At 45.4% G+C, this 15813-nt stretch carries 17 protein-coding genes; 3 read left to right on the plus strand and 14 right to left on the minus strand.

Features of this window, described 5'->3' with window-relative positions; genetic code table 11:
• Positions 1-39 precede the first annotated feature (39 nt).
• The 4 genes from J7529_RS09080 to J7529_RS09095 all read right to left on the minus strand — a co-directional run bounded on the left by J7529_RS09080 (position 40) and on the right by J7529_RS09095 (position 4710).
• Positions 40-1173, minus strand: a complete 1134-nt coding sequence (locus J7529_RS09080; protein ID WP_318728712.1) for an ABC transporter substrate-binding protein — start codon at positions 1171-1173, stop codon at positions 40-42.
• A 35-nt stretch (positions 1174-1208) separates the two neighbouring features.
• Positions 1209-2348 (minus strand): ABC transporter ATP-binding protein, encoded by a 1140-nt coding sequence (locus J7529_RS09085; RefSeq protein ID WP_271944686.1) that lies wholly within the window; start codon positions 2346-2348, stop codon positions 1209-1211.
• Positions 2349-2989: 641 nt separating this feature from the next.
• Positions 2990-3382, minus strand: a complete 393-nt coding sequence (locus J7529_RS09090) for a type II toxin-antitoxin system VapC family toxin (protein ID WP_413038857.1) — start codon at positions 3380-3382, stop codon at positions 2990-2992.
• 368 nt (positions 3383-3750) lie between these two features.
• Positions 3751-4710: a hypothetical protein gene (locus J7529_RS09095; RefSeq protein ID WP_318728714.1), complete on the minus strand. Its 960-nt coding sequence runs from the start codon at positions 4708-4710 to the stop codon at positions 3751-3753.
• 173 nt (positions 4711-4883) lie between these two features.
• Between J7529_RS09095 and J7529_RS09100 the strand changes: the two genes are divergently transcribed.
• Positions 4884-6191 (plus strand): hypothetical protein, encoded by a 1308-nt coding sequence (locus J7529_RS09100; protein WP_318728715.1) that lies wholly within the window; start codon positions 4884-4886, stop codon positions 6189-6191.
• A gap of 134 nt (positions 6192-6325) precedes the next feature.
• Here the strand turns inward: J7529_RS09100 and J7529_RS09105 are convergent, their stop codons facing one another.
• From J7529_RS09105 to J7529_RS09145, 10 genes are all read right to left on the minus strand, one after another.
• Positions 6326-7336: an NAD(P)-dependent alcohol dehydrogenase gene (locus J7529_RS09105; protein WP_318728716.1), complete on the minus strand. Its 1011-nt coding sequence runs from the start codon at positions 7334-7336 to the stop codon at positions 6326-6328.
• Positions 7337-7467: 131 nt separating this feature from the next.
• On the minus strand, positions 7468-8451 hold the full coding sequence (locus tag J7529_RS09110) for a Gfo/Idh/MocA family oxidoreductase (RefSeq protein ID WP_318728717.1): 984 nt from the start codon (positions 8449-8451) through the stop codon (positions 7468-7470).
• A gap of 12 nt (positions 8452-8463) precedes the next feature.
• Positions 8464-9201, minus strand: coding sequence for a ribonuclease III (gene rnc / locus J7529_RS09115; protein WP_271944669.1), 738 nt, complete (start codon positions 9199-9201; stop codon positions 8464-8466).
• A 72-nt stretch (positions 9202-9273) separates the two neighbouring features.
• Positions 9274-9441, minus strand: coding sequence for a DUF6760 family protein (locus tag J7529_RS24675; protein WP_413038858.1), 168 nt, complete (start codon positions 9439-9441; stop codon positions 9274-9276).
• Positions 9420-9749: a hypothetical protein gene (locus J7529_RS09120; protein ID WP_318728718.1), complete on the minus strand. Its 330-nt coding sequence runs from the start codon at positions 9747-9749 to the stop codon at positions 9420-9422. Before J7529_RS09120 ends, J7529_RS24675 begins: the two co-directional genes overlap by 22 nt.
• Entirely contained in the window at positions 9742-10047 is a 306-nt protein-coding gene (locus J7529_RS09125; protein WP_271944665.1) for a hypothetical protein, read from the minus strand. Before J7529_RS09125 ends, J7529_RS09120 begins: the two co-directional genes overlap by 8 nt.
• 165 nt (positions 10048-10212) lie before the next feature.
• Positions 10213-10806, minus strand: coding sequence for a phage tail protein (locus tag J7529_RS09130; RefSeq protein WP_271944663.1), 594 nt, complete (start codon positions 10804-10806; stop codon positions 10213-10215).
• 90 nt (positions 10807-10896) lie between these two features.
• Entirely contained in the window at positions 10897-11397 is a 501-nt protein-coding gene (locus J7529_RS09135; protein ID WP_318728719.1) for a phage tail protein, read from the minus strand.
• Positions 11398-11457: 60 nt separating this feature from the next.
• Positions 11458-11961, minus strand: a complete 504-nt coding sequence (locus J7529_RS09140) for a phage tail protein (RefSeq protein ID WP_271944659.1) — start codon at positions 11959-11961, stop codon at positions 11458-11460.
• An 83-nt stretch (positions 11962-12044) separates the two neighbouring features.
• Positions 12045-13814 carry a phage tail sheath family protein gene (locus tag J7529_RS09145; protein WP_318728720.1) on the minus strand — a complete coding sequence of 590 codons (1770 nt, stop codon included), beginning with the start codon at positions 13812-13814 and terminating at the stop codon, positions 12045-12047.
• Positions 13815-14207: 393 nt separating this feature from the next.
• On the opposite strand from J7529_RS09145, the gene J7529_RS09150 reads away from it, so the two are divergent.
• Both J7529_RS09150 and J7529_RS09155 read left to right on the plus strand, forming a co-directional pair.
• Positions 14208-15512 (plus strand): DUF4255 domain-containing protein, encoded by a 1305-nt coding sequence (locus J7529_RS09150; protein WP_271944656.1) that lies wholly within the window; start codon positions 14208-14210, stop codon positions 15510-15512.
• A 30-nt stretch (positions 15513-15542) separates the two neighbouring features.
• Positions 15543-15758: a hypothetical protein gene (locus J7529_RS09155; RefSeq protein ID WP_318728721.1), complete on the plus strand. Its 216-nt coding sequence runs from the start codon at positions 15543-15545 to the stop codon at positions 15756-15758.
• The last annotated feature ends 55 nt before the right edge of the window (positions 15759-15813 follow it).

Consider the following 15813-nt stretch of genomic DNA (forward strand, 5'->3'; position numbering starts at 1 on the left):
AATGGGGAATAGGGAATGGGGAAAAACCCGTTTTCTGGTTTAACTACTGGTTAATCGAGTCCAATAGCGGTCATAGAGTTGGGCAATATCCTCTTTGACGGGTGAAACACTTTCACAGTTAGCCAAAACCTCTGGAGGTGGGAACAGGGTGGCATCCTGTTGAATTTCTTCCGGTAATTGTTCGTAGGCGATTCGATTCGCGGTGGCAAAACTGAGACGCTTGGTAATTTCGGCAGCGACCGTTGGTTGCAGCATAAAATTAATCCAAGCATAGGCTCCATCAGGATTGGGGGCAGTTTTGGGAATCACTAAGGTATCGGTCCATAGAGAAGAGCCATTTTTAGGGATCACATAACCTAAGTTTTCATCCTCTTCCATAATTTCACTGGCATCCACGGAATAACCCATGGCAATTTTCAGATCGCCGGTTAAAATCTGGGGTCGCCAAGCATCGGAGGTAAATGAGGCGATCGCCGGTTTGAGTTCCACTAACGCTTCATAGGCTTCTTCAATTTCCTGGGCATCTTGGGAATTCAGAGAATAGCCCAAGTGTTTTAAGGTGGCTCCCATCACTTCCCGGACATCATTGAGCATCGTCACTTGGCGACTCAATTGCGATTGATTCTGCCATAAATATTCCCAATTTTCCGGTTCTCCATTTAAGGCTTGGCGATTATAAATTAACCCCGTTGTTCCCCAACTAACGGGGATACTATGACCGTTTCCAGGGTCATAGGGCGGATTCTGATAATTTTCAAAAAGCTGATTTAATCCTTCAATGCGACCGAGATCCAGGGGAGTTAATAAATCATCCTCCACCATTTTTAGCACCATATAATCCGAGGGATAAATGATACTATATGCCCCACCACCACCAGCTAAAATTTTAGCCAGCATCGCCTCATTAGAATCAAACACATCCGCGATTACCTGAATCCCGGTTTGCTGCTCAAACTGAGCCAGCAAATCGTCATCGGTATAGCCTGCCCAAGTAAAAATATAGAGCCGATTACTGTCTCCTCTTTCCACTGTGCGAGTTTGCACATCAGCTAACGTCCAACCACAGGACGATAATCCTAAACCGGCTAAGGCGGCTGTTGTCCCCTGCAAGAAGCGGCGACGGTTAAGAGAGCGAGAGTGTAAAAGACGATTGAGCTTATCCTGTTGACTCATGGGCAACCCTTCGTTCCATAAAATTGTAGATAGTTTTATTCATGGAGAGCCAAACAATCTGAACTCTGCCAATGGGCATAGAGAGGAGTTTCGGGATTCGATAAAGCTTCAGAATAAGCAGCTCCTTCGCGAACGGGTTGGGAGACGGTAATTTGGTCTCCAGAAACCAATTCCACCACACATTGAATATGGGTTCCCATAAACATCGTATGCTTAATGCGGCCTTGAAAACAATTGCGATCGCCCTCTGGGGGACTCACGCTGAGGTGAATTTTCTCCGGTCGCACGCTGACCACTAGGCGATCTCCGACTCCCGTGCTACCGTTAAGATCTGAAGCCGCCCAAATCTTCAACCCCTTATCCGTTTGTACCTCAACTGTTCCCCCCTGACTCGATGCGCTCCGACCTTTGAATAAATTGGTATCGCCAATAAAATCAGCTACAAACGGAGTAGCGGGAAGATTATAAATTTCACTTGGAGAGCCAATTTGTTCAATTTTGCCCTCACGCATGATGGCAATGCGCTCGGAAAGCGAAAGCGCCTCTTCTTGATCGTGGGTTACCATCACAAACGTCAGCCCTAACTCTTGATGCAAATTCGACAATTCCACCTGCATCTCTTTGCGTAACTTCAGATCCAACGCTCCCAAGGGTTCATCCAATAATAAAACTGCCGGTCGATTAACCAACGCTCTAGCCAGGGCAACCCGCTGTTGTTGTCCCCCTGACATTTGTTTCGGCAAGCGATGGGCAAACGCCTCCATTTTCACCAAGCGTAGCGCTTCCTTTACTCGGTCTTCAATCTGGGCTTTAGTGAGCTTTTTCAGCCGCAGTCCAAAGGCAATGTTATCCCAAACATTCATATGCCCGAATAGGGCATAACTTTGGAAGACGGTATTAACTGGACGACGGTAAGGGGGAACGTGGTTCACGGACTGCCCTTGAAGCAACAATTCTCCAGCAGAGGGCACTTCAAAGCCAGCAATGAGCCTTAACGTCGTGGTTTTTCCACACCCAGAGGGCCCGAGGATACTGAAGAATTCACCAGACTGAATGTTCAAGTTTACGCCTCGGACAGCCGTTTCTGAGCCAAACACCTTAAAGACTTTGCGAAGCTCAACATCTAGCTCGACGTTGGTTTCCCGATTAATTTGATTAGTTGCGGTCTGAGACATAATGAGAACCCCTAGCAATGAGTTCAGAGTTAAGCAGGGACAGTAACAAGGATCTAGATGGTTTCAGTGTAATCTATTCTGAGTACTGCTTGATATCGTATATGATTTCGATCTCCCTCGATCCAATGCTATAGGCAAATGGCTGGGGGATTTGATTGTCAGGGGGCAAAGGGCGATCATTCAACTTCCTAGATGCCAAGCGGGGATGGGGCAGGTTCACCAATCGAATGGTGGGGATTCCTATAATCTGGGTCAACCTGCCCCTACGGTCGATATAATTCTATGCTACGGTTGTCGGATCTACAGCTACAATTCCTTCGCTAACGTATCGAGTAAAATCGGTAGTATTAAAGGTTAGAATATGGGTAATATTGTTAATGTTCATTGCAGCTACTACACAAGCATCGTGTACTTGAACTCCACATACACCATAGGTTATGAAAAGCCTCCGCCATTCAGGATAGAGTCCAGGAATATCGCTTAGTATGGGAAAAATACTTTCAATTAATGTTAAAAACTGATTAGCTTCGATCGCGGTTAAGCCGAATCCATTTTTGTTAGCGGGTCTTATAGCAACCTTCCAACATTCAATACAGTTTTGGGGCGTTACTTACAGATAATGTCTGTTCTGAATTAAGGTTCTAATCGCTGTTACGGTAATTGGATGTTGCCGATCGCTCTGGCGAGTAAAACGCAGGAGTATGTTTAGCGATCGCAATATGCAGGGCATCGTCAGCCGCTTTGCTGGGAAGATTACTTTTTGAGAGAAACTCTATCGCCAGATCTTGAACCGCTTCATTAACTTCAAGCAGTGGTAAGTTATTCAAGATCTCGATTCGCCTACTCGCCATTTCTGCATCTCCCCGTCCTGCCTCATCTAAAACCGTTTGTGAGATGTAGAGTTCAAACTTAGTCCGGTGGGTATCCCACCATTCTCTAGTCGCTTCTACACTTGCCATCACAATAAGATTGTTGCTTATCCTGGCGGTTAAGTAGCCGATAATACTTGTCTCGATGTAAACCGTTTCACTCATGCGGAAATGGGGTAGTTGACTTCTGTATTGTATAGCGATCGTCATTCTGAGCGATCGTCGAACGTGCTATAAACCAGCCCCCCGCCAGGATACCAAGGGGGATGGGGCAGGTTCACTAATTGAATGGTGGGGAGTCCTAAACCTGGGTAAACCTGCCCCTACGGTTGATATCAATTCATCGGTATAGAACACAATAAAATCGGGTTTTGTAGGGGCGGGTTTCACCAACATCTAAGAGAAAAGGGATCGCTCTCCTAAACCCGCCCCCCACCACGACGCAAAGGGGGATAGGGCAGGTTGACCAATCGAATAGTGAGGATTCCTAAACCTGGGTGAACCTGCCCCTACAGTCGATCTCGAACAATGGGTTATCGTTTAATAAATTCAACGCTCAAAATATATTTTTTGACATATCTGTAAACTACCATTCCATCGTCAATATGTTCATCAATCTCTGGCTCAAAACTCATATCAATAATTTCCATGTTGTCATTTTGTTGAGCGCCACGTGCTATCAATAATGAATCCAGTGCCAGTAAGAAAAAGCTGTCTTCAGGAAGACCAACTGAAAAATTATAGTCATTTTTAGCGTCAAGAGTTCTGAGCCTTTTCGGCCAAAGTGCAAGACCATGTGGATGATCGTTGAGGAAAGGTATAGTCCGACTAATTCTGACTGGCTCGTGAAGAGTCAGCAAACGACGGCCTTGATCTGTGACAACGCCAGGTTTGATCTCACGCAGGTTATCTATAGTAAATAAGAAAACCTCAATAGCTCGGTTATATTTAGTATAATTGTAATCATCCGGTTCATAAGTGTGAGCTGTAGCAAAATAAAGAAACTGATTGGGATTTTCTTCTTGATTGGCAAGAATAACTCTATGAAAATGACGAAATTTGTACCACTTACCATCAATTTTTTGAAATTGTTTTAGAGAAAAATGCTCGTCTCTATAGTCTGGCCTAAAAAACACACTACAAAACTGGCTAAATAGATAACGTCTCCCGAAAGGAATAGGATCAAGATCGTAAACATCCTTGTTGGTAAATCCGATACGACATCCCTGGCGGCTAATATTCTCTGTTCCTTTGGGCGCGTAAGCTTCATTGATAGTTTTCATAGCCGTTCCTGTTAGGTCTATTTCACATTTGTATCGATTATTTCCAAGGCTCTGGCAGCTTCTTCTTTCTTTATCCCAACGGACTCCGTTCTTATTTTCAGCTTTATTTTGGGTTTGCAGTTCAACAGGCTGGGTTGACTCTGATAAGATGGGATTATCCTGACTGCTTGCACCAAAGATCAACCATAGGGATAAAAGGGTTTCTAGCATAATCAATGACCTACCAAACAAGAATACTGAATTCCAGTCCCATTATGAAATAATTCATACACCCCGATCTAGTCGGAAGGATCGGGTATTTTTCCAGGAAATTGGGTCGGATGTGTCGGCAATGTTGGAAAAATAGGCTACAATAATTCCAGCCTTTGTACTTTCTGGGATTTATGGATATCATGGAAGTCTTAAAACTGGCTGATGAGCTGGTTTTTGCTCAGACGGGTAAGCATCTGGACTATCTGCAAAAAGCCATACTGCAGGGAACGCTAAGGGGTGAAACTTATGGAACTATTGCAGAACATATCTATACCAGTGAAGGTCATGTGCGCGATATGGGTTCCGAGTTGTGGAAGTTGCTCTCGGAAGGGTTAGGAAAAGAGGTTAGTAAGGCTAATTTTCGCGCTATTGTAAATAATCATTATTCGGCTTCAGCTATTTTTAACGCAACAGTTACCAATCTGAATATTTGTCCAGAATATTATCAGAAAAATAACCATTCCCAAAATCAAGAACAAAGTCAACTTTATGTAGATTTAGGAAATGCGCCAGAACGGTTAAACTGTTATGGAAGAACGGAAGAATTGGCTGTTCTCGATCGCACCCTCCTCACCAAACACTGTCGCCTATTTGCCCTCCTCGGCTTCAGTGGGATCGGTAAAACCACGTTAGCCTTAAATTGGCTGGAGAACCATAAAACCCAGTTCCAATATTCCATCTATCGCAGTTTGCGCTTTTATGCCGATCTCCGCGCTGTAGTAACCAATATTCTAGCTATTTTCACGCCTAATAGCCCAATTCCAGAGGGTATGGAAACCCAAATTTCCCAACTGCTGACCCAGTTGCGTCAGTTTCGCTGCTCGATTATCCTTGACGATGGGCATCTTTTGTGCAGGGATAAGGGGAGTGAGGCGTTTTTGCAGGCGATTGCCGAAATTCCTCACCAAAGTTGTGTTATCTTACTCTCGACCGAAAAGCCGGTGGAGATAGAGCGTTGGGAAATAGCCAATGATGCGGTGCGATCGCTCATCTTACCCGGTTTAGGCGATGCAGCGAAAGAGCTTTTACAAGAACAGCATTTATGCGATTCTGAATCTTGGCCACAACTGATTGACCGTTATCAGGGTCATCCTCTATGGTTAATCTTAACCGCAACCTCTATCCGAGAACTATTTGCCGGTCGAGTCGCAGACTTTTTAGCCTATGAAACCCTGATTGTATCTGAATCTTTGCAGGGACACCTCGACCAACAGTTTCAGCAGTTAACCGAACCCGAACAAACGATTCTAGGTCAATTGGGGACGCTCACTGCACCCGTTAGCTTATCACAACTTTTACAACTTAACCCCTTTTCTCCGGTTGAATTATTCCAGATTATCCAATCACTCCATCGGCGATTTTTTCTAGAGATGGAAGAAGACACGCGGCAATTGTTTCTCAATCCAGTGATTCAAGAATATATCAAGAATGGGAAATAATCCGCAGTGTTATTAATAGCAAGAAGCATCTATAGCGCTTCGCGCTAGGGAATAGGGAATAGCTTGTATTGCTTAGGGTCTAGGGCTTCAAGCTATACTCCATAGAAGAGAGAAGTGCTATAAATGGTTTGAGTTTAATCCATGGTGAGTACTGCTCGATAGCGTACCTGATTCGATCGCACTCGATCCAATGCTATATTAATCTCCTCTAGGGGATAGGTCTCGATAATCGGCGCAATTTTGTATTGAGCGGCAACATTGAGCATTTCATTCATGATTGCTCGGCCACCAATGGGTGATGCCATAATTCGGCGACGCTGGGAAAGGAGAGAGAACAAAGGTAGAGTTAAAGGTGCATCACTAACTCCCACAAAGCATAAAGTACCATCCGCATCCAAGTATTCAACATAGGCCGCCCAATCTAGGTTAGCTGGAGCGGTACTTAAGAGGATATTCAAGTAATTTTTCGGCGTGGGTGGACTTTCTCCACGACCCACGACAATGGTCTCATCGGCTCCGAGGGTTTTGGCAAATTCGGCTTTATCTTCAGAAGTTGTAAAAACAGTAACTCGGTTTCCTAAGCGGTGAGCAAATTGAACCGCCATGTGGCCTAAACCGCCAACCCCAATAATACCGATTTCCTGTCCGGAGGTCATGCCTGCATGACGCAGTCCAGAATATACCGTGATTCCACCACAGAGTAGAGGCCCGGCATGGGTGGGGTCAATGTCTTGGGGAATGGGGAAGGCAAACCGAGAGTCAGTGAGTAGGTAGCTGGCAAAACCACCAGGGCCAGGAATAATGAGCGGCTCGTTTTCTTTACAGAGGTTTTCGTTACCTTTGAGACATTGCGGACATTGGAGACAGGCACTTTTTTGCCAACCGACTCCGACGCGATCGCCAACTTTCAGGTGTTTGACCTGAGATCCAACTTCCTGGACTTCTCCGATAACTTCATGACCTGGAACCACAGGATAATCAGATATGTCCCAATCATTATCAATAATATGAATATCTGAGTGACAAAGCCCACAGGATTGAACCTTAATTAGACAATCATAGTCTTGAGGGCTACTCATTTCAAATTGATAGCTTTCCAGGGCAGCTTTAGCACATTGGGCCGCTTTAGCTTTAACTTGTATCATGGGGTTGGCACTCCTGAGCCTCTTAACTGTAGTTTATCAAATAAAGGGAGTAGAATTGTTGTTGGCAACATCGATAAGAATATCAATTAACAATCAAATAATTCACATAAATAATTAACAATTTAATTGGACTAGCCGTTCATTTTTGATTGAATCTGTTGCAGAGTGCGAACTAGGTCAGCTCCAACCCATCCGGACGAGTGGGAAGAGGGTTGATTATGGCGGACACACTGGAGAAAATGATCGCAGACTTGTTTTAAGGGTTCTCCTGGAGGAGTTGCCAGTACCTCCCGGTTCATCCCAACTGGAGTAAAATTCGACCCTTGAATGTCAAACTGTCCCTGTTGCACAATCAGAGGATCGGCACTGAGTTCATCAAAAATTAACGTTCCTTGAGACCCAACCACGGCTAAACGGCGTTGTTTATCCGGGTTGAGCCAACAGAGGTGAATGGTAGCTTTAAATCCACTGGGATAGAGGAGTTTCACCCAAACCACATCGGGGAAACCGGGTTGTAACCAGGTGTCGGCGGTAGCCTCGACTTCTACGGGGGTTTCCCCTAACCAGTAATTAAAGATAGCGAGATCGTGGATGGCTAAGTCCCAGAGCGCATCTACATCTTGGCGCACGGGGCCTAAATGGGTGCGGGCTGCATATCCATAGCGTAGGTCTCCGACTGTTCCAGAAGAGAGTGCCTCTTTTCCTTGTTGCACCACGGGATGAAACAGATAGGTATGATCAACTACCAATTGCCGTTGTTGGGTTTCCGCTAGACGGCACAGCTCTAGACATTCTTCGGCATCTAGGGTGAGGGGTTTTTCGGCTAATACGTGACAATTCTGAGTGAGGGCGTATTTAATGATGTCGTAGTGGGTTGATGCGGGGGTGGCGATCGCCACTAATTCCACTTCTGGACGCGCCAAAACTCCCTGCCAGTCATCGGTTAACTGCACTGAGTCAGGCATATTATACCGATTTTTGATCGCCTCTCGTCGGTCAGAGTTGGGGTCTACCACTGCTACAACTTCCGTCTGGGGATGTTCGAGGAAATTACGGATTAAATGGTTTCCCCATCGACCCGCGCCCAAAATGGCAATCTTAAATGGTTTATCCACGCTGTATTTTTTTCACCCCTCTTCAGTGGTTTTGATCTTAAATAAGGCATCTTGAGCCGCTGCTTGTTCAGCCGCTTTGCGCGATCGCCCTTTTCCTGTACCGTAAGGTTCTCCCTGCACCCAAACCTGAGCCGTAAAGGGTTCGGCTGTCCGTTTTTGCGATTCTACCGTAATCAGTTTATATTCGGGTAAAACCTTATGAACGGCTTGAGTCCATTCTTGCAGAGCTGATTTATAATCTCGTCGAGCCGGATCTTTACGAATCTCTGTAGACAGCACAGTAAAATGACTATCAAGCCAAGGTCGGATCAGTTCCAGGGTATGAGTACTCAAGTACAGTGCCCCTAAAATGGCTTCAAAGGCATCCGCGAGACGGGACGAACGGCCAAGTTTATCGCTGGCTGTGCCCCGATCCATGAGCAAGTCTTGTTCTAAACTGTAACTATCAGCTAACTGGGCTAACGTGCGATCGCTCACCAAAATTTTCCGAATGGCTGAAAATTCTCCCACCGACGCATCCGGATACAATTCCATCAATAATTCTGAAGCCGCAATCCGAACCACCGCATCGCCAATAAACTCCAACTGCTCATAGTTTTCTGTGGACGATATACTCGGATGGGTCAGCGCTTTATCGAGTAAATGCCATTGCACTGGGGAGCTTTCTGGTAACCCCAGTTTCAGAATGACACTCTGCAACTGCCGTTGTCTTCGCGGATAACTAACTTCTTCAGGGACAGAACTAGACATGACCCATCCAGTGTGAGGTTTTGCTAACTCTCCCATCCTATCTTAAACAATTAAAAATGAAAAAATTCATGACTATTCCGGATTTAGCATACCTGCAATTTGTTCAACCCATTGCTGACGCTCCTGATGCTCTAGAGCTAAAATTTCTGCTCTAGACCAGTGAAAATGAAAAGCGATAAAGGCTACCTCCCGATATAACTGGGGTAGGGGGTAGCCGGTTACTCCCCCAGCATCACTAATTCTGCTTCCGCAGGGTTAATGGTGTTGTATAGATCGAGTAAGTAATCTAAATCGACTAAAAATAGATTTTCTAAGGCTTCTGGTGTTACAGAGGGGAGTGTACCGAGTTGTTCGATCGTGCGCGAGAGCATGACGAGAGCGTGATAATCTGGGTAGTCAGAGACATTGGGGTGGCGATCGCCAATTATCTCATCTTTTGCAGTCGCGAAACGCATCACCCCTTCTCGATGAACCTTTCCCCCTTCGTCCACCAACCCTTTAGGTAAAACAAAGGTAAAACCCATCGAATCATCCATTTCCTCACTCATTCTCTACTGGTTCCAACTCATTAATCTGACGATAAAAATCTTGAAGATAGCTTAAATCTACCGCAAACATATTTTCAATCACTGCCGGAGAAATTTCCTGTAGGGTTCCCAATTGAACAATAACTCGCGCCAAAATAATCACCGTCGCATAAGCCGGATTATCCATTACCCTAGGATCGCGCATCGGGATAATTTCATCCATGGCACGAGAGAGGCGCATCTTTCCCTGACGGTGAAGATTTCCATCGGAATCTAAATAGCCTTTCGGTAAAGTAAAATCAAACTCAGTTTGCAACATAAACTATTAAGATAAATTCATTGGGCTTAAATCTTACACCGCTTGGCTTGCGTTATGAAACACAAGCTTGACTGCTCTCTCTCCATGTACCACAACCCTATTTCCTATTTCCTATTCCCCAGCGCAAAGCGCTGTATCACTCATCCCCATGCCCCGTTTCTCGAACTACGGAGGAGAAACCCGCTTGAACACCTCACAGGCTATTTCCAACTCTTCGCAAGCCAACTCGGAACTTGAAGCCGCATTATCCGTAACACTATAACTAATGGGCCAAGCATTTTCAAACTGAAATAAAGCGCCCATATTACCATTCTGACGATAAACAGTAATGGAACCATTGCGTCGCTGTTTTTCCCAATTGCCCTCTTGCACCGCATTCAACCAATTCCAGAGGGTTTCCGAGCCACTTAACCCTCGCCGGAGACTAATATTATCAATGGTTGTCTTAGCACCAGGGAGTTTAGACGTATACAGCATTCCTCGCTTGGCTTTGCCCCAAGGTTCTGGAAAAACCTCAGTAAACTCAACCACCTCTTGAGCCACCTTAAATCCCTTGCACTCCATGAATAACCCATCGACTCCATCTTTCGATCCATCTAAGGTTAATTCTACATAAAACCGGCACGCAGTCAGGATTTCAGCCAAATTCCGTTGAATTTCAAATGCATCTTTCCCCCGACTAGAAAACCTGGAAGAGATATTAGAGTATTGTCTACCGGGTTGGCGAGATAGATTAATATTGGGAAAACGAGGTAGCATAGTCAGGCAATCCGGATCGTTTTTCAGTCAAAACAACCAGACAAGGGATGAAACCCTTGCCTGTGTTAGTTCAGTTGCTTCAATTATAATTTATGTTGTTGGTAATGGTGCAATCCGCGTCCCTTCCGTGGGTACTTTTCTAATCCCAGTATGGCTAATTTCTATCGTTTCCTTGAATAAATCCGTACTGTCCGCACTCGCTTGAGTCGTCGTATATTTAGCGGGAACAGCATCCGTAATATTGTACCTTGCTCCTTCTTGGCCATTCTGCTTATAGATGATTAAAGAAGCCTCTCCAGCCTCTTCAACAGCCGTGGTTGTACCCCCAGTCATGGATGAGGGATGAGAGCTGGTGTACCAGTTAATTAGAGCATCATTTTCTACGGTTGTGACAAACTCTAAGGTCATATTCTCATAGGATACATGAGATGGCGTAATTTGGGTTCCAGCAGACACATTCTTACCCGCATAAATAGCTTGTCCTTCGGCTGCGGGTTCAATGCTCATGGAAAGGCCACTGACTTTTTGTAATTGTAGGGTCGTAATGCCTTTCACTTCAAAATAAAACCGGGCTTGGGTCAAATACTCCATAGTTACATCTCCGCTTTAGATGGTTATGATTAGATGGGAAAGGGTAGAGAAGTTAAGGGTCTAAGCGGCTTGTGACATAGAGACCACTTTGGTGATTCTCTCGGCCACAAACTCATAGGTTTCCATGACTAATTCCCCAGAAGTGGCATCGACATCAGAAACCGAATATTTTTTGATCCAAGCTCGGTCTAGATTCCATCGCAGGACTTCAGCATTACTTGGATCGAAGACTATTATTGAACCCGATTTACGACTGTTCGCCCAATTTCCATTTCCCCCTTCATCTTTCGGCATCACGTCTAAAAACCATTCAAATAGTCGCGCCGCTGCTCCTTGGGTATCGTCATTCACATAAACTTCAATAGTCATAGAAGGGTTGGTTTCATAGCCAGCGATCGTGGTATGTCTTCCTGCACCCTGTTTACCACAGTGAATGGGTTTATCTCCACCGGTTACCTTACCTTCATAGGTCAGAGCAGCCATACTTTTTATTTCTAAGTTTTCTAAACCTTCAAAGTTTAGATAAAATCGGTTGGCTGTAGTTGTATAAACTGGAGCTGCCATGGTGTAACTGTCCTTTTGCTGATATTTTTAGGGTTTGAATGTATCAGGAGATTAGAATTAATCCAATCTCCTGAAGAGGCTTCTTAACCTTCGCCTTCAGCCGTCCACTGACTGATACGGAAGATCACAAATTCAGCCGGTCGCACGGGAGCAATACCGACTTCTACATACAATCGACCGAGCATCATACTTTGGGGAGTATTAATATCAGAATCACACTTGACGTAGAAAGCTTCAGCAGGAGATCCTCCCATCAACGCACCAGCTCGCCATAAATCGGTTAAGAAACTGGTAATCGTGCGTTTCACCCGTTGCCACAGGTCTTCATCGTTGGGTTCAAAGACGACCCATTGCATTCCATTTTCAATGGATTTCTCGATGTAGCTCATCAAGCGGCGAACGTTGATATAGCGCCATTGGATATTATCCGGCTCAACCAGAGTTCGAGCACCCCAAACTCGAATACCTCGGTTGGGGAAGGGACGGATACAGTTAATCCCCGCAGGGTTAAGCAGTTCCTGTTCCCGGAAATTACAATCGTAAGCTAAACCGATAACTCCTCTGGGGACTTCGTTGGCAGGTGCTTTATAAACGCCTCGCGTTTCATCGTTGCGAGACCAAACCCCTGCCATATAACCGCTGGGAGGAATGGCTACTGGGCGACCAGCATTTCTGGGATTAGGAACCCGAATCCAGGGATAATAGAGAGCAGCAAATTGGGAACGGCGGTTAAATTCCTCCCGCAGCCAACGACTGATTTGTTGGGGTTTTACCCGGTCTGGGGGTGGATCGAGAATCACCATCCGGTTGGGAGCATTAGGAATATCGCCATCGGCAGCTCCTTCACAGAGGCTGACCATTACATCCATAATCCCGTGCAGTTGGTCGATGTTAATCAGGCCCGTTTCATAGACTTTCATTAGATCGGGACAAGCCATGATCGTGACTTCGTCAATCTCGAAGAGTCCTCGAACACCTGTACGGTCATCTCTTACCCCTTCAATATGTTGGGAGAAGCGGTCAGGAGAAGGCATCACTACGGGAGGGCTGATTTCATACAATCCATTACTGGGTCGTCGGGCTAGGGGAGAGCCACTGATGGATAGGTCTATAGCAGCAATATATTCTGATTCTTCTAGGGCTGTAACCACATAGGTAGCCACGGAGGAATCAATTTGGGGATTCATGGTCAGGTTTTCAAACCGTTCGAGTTCTTCATCTCCTTGGGCGATGACTACACTGAAAAATTCGCCTGTATTCGCGGGAATGGTTGTACTGGAGGTACTCTCGGTCGTACTTGAAGTACTCTCGGTCGTACTTGAAGAACTTGCACTTGAAGAACTCGTACTCGATGGTGGGGGTTTGGGTTCTCCATCCATAATTTGCACCCGAACGGAGCGATCCACAGGTACGAGCATGGCATTGATCGAGCCATTATCGGTAGTGGTGAGGTCAGAACCTGGACGGATAGAGAATTTTAGGGAAGGTCGGTTTCCCCGGTTCATAATGCTGGTTCCGGTTTCTGTTGCTTCTGGTTCTGGGGAACCGGGTAAGCGAGTGCCAATACTAACAACCCAACAGCGACCACCGCCATTGAGGAACCATCCATAGACACTTAGCGGTAAGTAGGCCCCAAAGTCGGTAAACCCGTCGGAGTTAGGTCGGCCAAAATATTGCAGATATTGATCCCAAGTGGTGACCAACATCGGTTTAAACGGTTCTGCGCCACCTCGGATGTCCTCGGTAAAACCAACGAAGCCTCCTACGGCAGTCGGGACTCCCTCAATGGGACGACTGCCACGATTGACTTCTTCGATATAAACACCGGGAGCGTAATAATCAAGTCTCGCCATAGTGGATTCCTTCCGAATACCAAATTACTGTGGAGAATTCTGGTTAATAAATGGGCTAAGAGATGACTTTATCCAAATTTGGATAGAAAAATCAAAGAATTAGGGAGATAGGTTTCCTCAAATAAACTCTTAAACCACGATAGTGCCACCATACAATAACCGAGGGATTGATGACTACTTTTTTAAGGGTTTTTCTTGAAGATTTACACAACTTAACTTATCTTATAAAGAGATAATAAATGTCTAATAAACATCAATAAAAAACAACAAAAATTAATGTATAGAGGAATGGCTAATCCTAAGTTAAGATAGCCGCTAAGACCCCATTACGTTATTCTGGAGCAGGGTCTGACTCCAGAATGGACAGAGCAGTGAAGCGAGTGAGTGAATTGAATGGCTAATTATTTAGCGATCGCCACGGCCACAGCGACCATGCAGCGCATTATTCAGCAAGCGATACAAACGGATGTAGATGGTTCTAGGGTAACCACAGTCCGCCCTGATGGTGCAGGGGGCGGTATCCCAGAAACTGGGGTGAATCTATACCTATATCACATCAAACGCAATCCGGCTTTAACCAATCAAGACACTCCCAACTTTCAACGACGGGGAGATATGGTTAAGCGCAGGCAAGCAGCTCTAGATTTATTTTACGTGATTTCTTGTTACGGTAATGATGCTGAATTAGAACCGCAACGACTTTTAGGGTGTGTGGCTCGTGCGTTAGAAGATCAGTTGGTTTTTACACCTCAGATGATTCAGGAAACGATTAATGATCCGACATTTGATTACTTAGAAGGGTCGGATTTAGCCGATCAAATTGAGCAAATTCGGACGGAATTTATCTCTGTTTCTACGGATGAACTCTCGAAAATTTGGTCAGTTTTTTTTCAGACTCCCCATGCTTTATCTGTGGTCTATAAAATCAGTGTGATTCTGATTGAAAGCGATATATCAGCCAAATCTTCACTACCCGTGCGCGATCGCCGCATGATTGGCGGCCCCTTCCCGAAACAACCTGTGGTCGATCAAGTGATCAATACCACAGGCAAGTATATGCCTATTTTAGCCAATAGCACCCTCCGCATTCGCGGTCGATTCCTCTCCCATTCGATCGCCCAAGTTCGGATCAATCAAGCCGAAGTCACTCCCCAAATCATCAACGACACAGAATTAAGCCTTCCTCTGCGTCTGGTTCCCAATACCCATCTACGGGCTGGAGTCCAATCCCTGCAAGTGATCCATCCCCAATTGCCCTCCCTTCCCTCTCAAAATGGTCGCCGTCCTCCCCGTCCTAGTACGACAACTGAACCGGTTCAAAAAGTTGAGTCTAATGTTTTTCCCTTTGTAGTGCGTCCGAGTTTTCTGGGTTATGAACTGATAGACATTGAAGGAACAGAAGAAGACCGCCGCTTGGGTCAAGTCATTATTCGCACGAACCTCACCATCGGTTTGGGACAGCGAGTGGTGCTCATGCTCAATGAATACTCTAGCGAAAATGCGATCGCCTATCTCTTCAACAGTACCCCCATTCGGGAAAATACCCGCACTCCAGTTATTCCCATTAGCAATGTACAACCGGGAGACTATTTTGTTCGTATTCAAGTTGATGGCGCAGAAAGCTTATTGGATGTGGATCTCGATCCCAATAGTCCCACCTATGAACAATATATTGGCCCCATTCTCACGTTGGAATGATTCCATAACATAACATCTGGAGCTAACATAATGAACGCATACAAACTCACCGCTATCCTGAAAGAAGATGGAACCTTGCTGCTCGAAGGATTACCGTTTGAAGCTGGAGAAGCGGTAGAGTTGATTATCTTAGAACAGTCTAAAGAACTAACTGTATCCCCAAATTCTTCTGGTCAATATCCCCTTCAAGGTACCGTTTTACACAGCCATATACCACAACCCTATTCCCTATTACCTATTACCTAGCGCAAAGCGCTATAAGATTATCAACTATCCTTATGTCCAAATTGCTAACTAAATT

It is taken from the genome of Roseofilum sp. Guam (assembly GCF_017746735.1).
Taxonomy (GTDB): domain Bacteria; phylum Cyanobacteriota; class Cyanobacteriia; order Cyanobacteriales; family Desertifilaceae; genus Roseofilum; species Roseofilum reptotaenium.

Bases quoted from the DNA above. Each gene is read 5' to 3' on its own strand.
- J7529_RS09100 (WP_318728715.1), top strand. From the start codon at position 4,884: ATGGATATCATGGAAGTCTTAAAACTGGCTGATGAGCTGGTTTTTGCT.
- J7529_RS09090 (WP_413038857.1), bottom strand. From the start codon at position 3,382: ATGAGTGAAACGGTTTACATCGAGACAAGTATTATCGGCTACTTAACC.
- J7529_RS09095 (WP_318728714.1), bottom strand. From the start codon at position 4,710: ATGCTAGAAACCCTTTTATCCCTATGGTTGATCTTTGGTGCAAGCAGT.
- J7529_RS09155 (WP_318728721.1), top strand. From the start codon at position 15,543: ATGAACGCATACAAACTCACCGCTATCCTGAAAGAAGATGGAACCTTG.
- J7529_RS09130 (WP_271944663.1), bottom strand. From the start codon at position 10,806: ATGCTACCTCGTTTTCCCAATATTAATCTATCTCGCCAACCCGGTAGA.
- J7529_RS09150 (WP_271944656.1), top strand. From the start codon at position 14,208: ATGGCTAATTATTTAGCGATCGCCACGGCCACAGCGACCATGCAGCGC.
- J7529_RS09125 (WP_271944665.1), bottom strand. From the start codon at position 10,047: ATGTTGCAAACTGAGTTTGATTTTACTTTACCGAAAGGCTATTTAGAT.
- J7529_RS09135 (WP_318728719.1), bottom strand. From the start codon at position 11,397: ATGGAGTATTTGACCCAAGCCCGGTTTTATTTTGAAGTGAAAGGCATT.
- J7529_RS09085 (WP_271944686.1), bottom strand. From the start codon at position 2,348: ATGTCTCAGACCGCAACTAATCAAATTAATCGGGAAACCAACGTCGAG.
- J7529_RS09120 (WP_318728718.1), bottom strand. From the start codon at position 9,749: ATGAGTGAGGAAATGGATGATTCGATGGGTTTTACCTTTGTTTTACCT.
- J7529_RS09140 (WP_271944659.1), bottom strand. From the start codon at position 11,961: ATGGCAGCTCCAGTTTATACAACTACAGCCAACCGATTTTATCTAAAC.
- J7529_RS09105 (WP_318728716.1), bottom strand. From the start codon at position 7,336: ATGATACAAGTTAAAGCTAAAGCGGCCCAATGTGCTAAAGCTGCCCTG.
- J7529_RS09145 (WP_318728720.1), bottom strand. From the start codon at position 13,814: ATGGCGAGACTTGATTATTACGCTCCCGGTGTTTATATCGAAGAAGTC.
- J7529_RS09080 (WP_318728712.1), bottom strand. From the start codon at position 1,173: ATGAGTCAACAGGATAAGCTCAATCGTCTTTTACACTCTCGCTCTCTT.
- rnc (WP_271944669.1), bottom strand. From the start codon at position 9,201: ATGTCTAGTTCTGTCCCTGAAGAAGTTAGTTATCCGCGAAGACAACGG.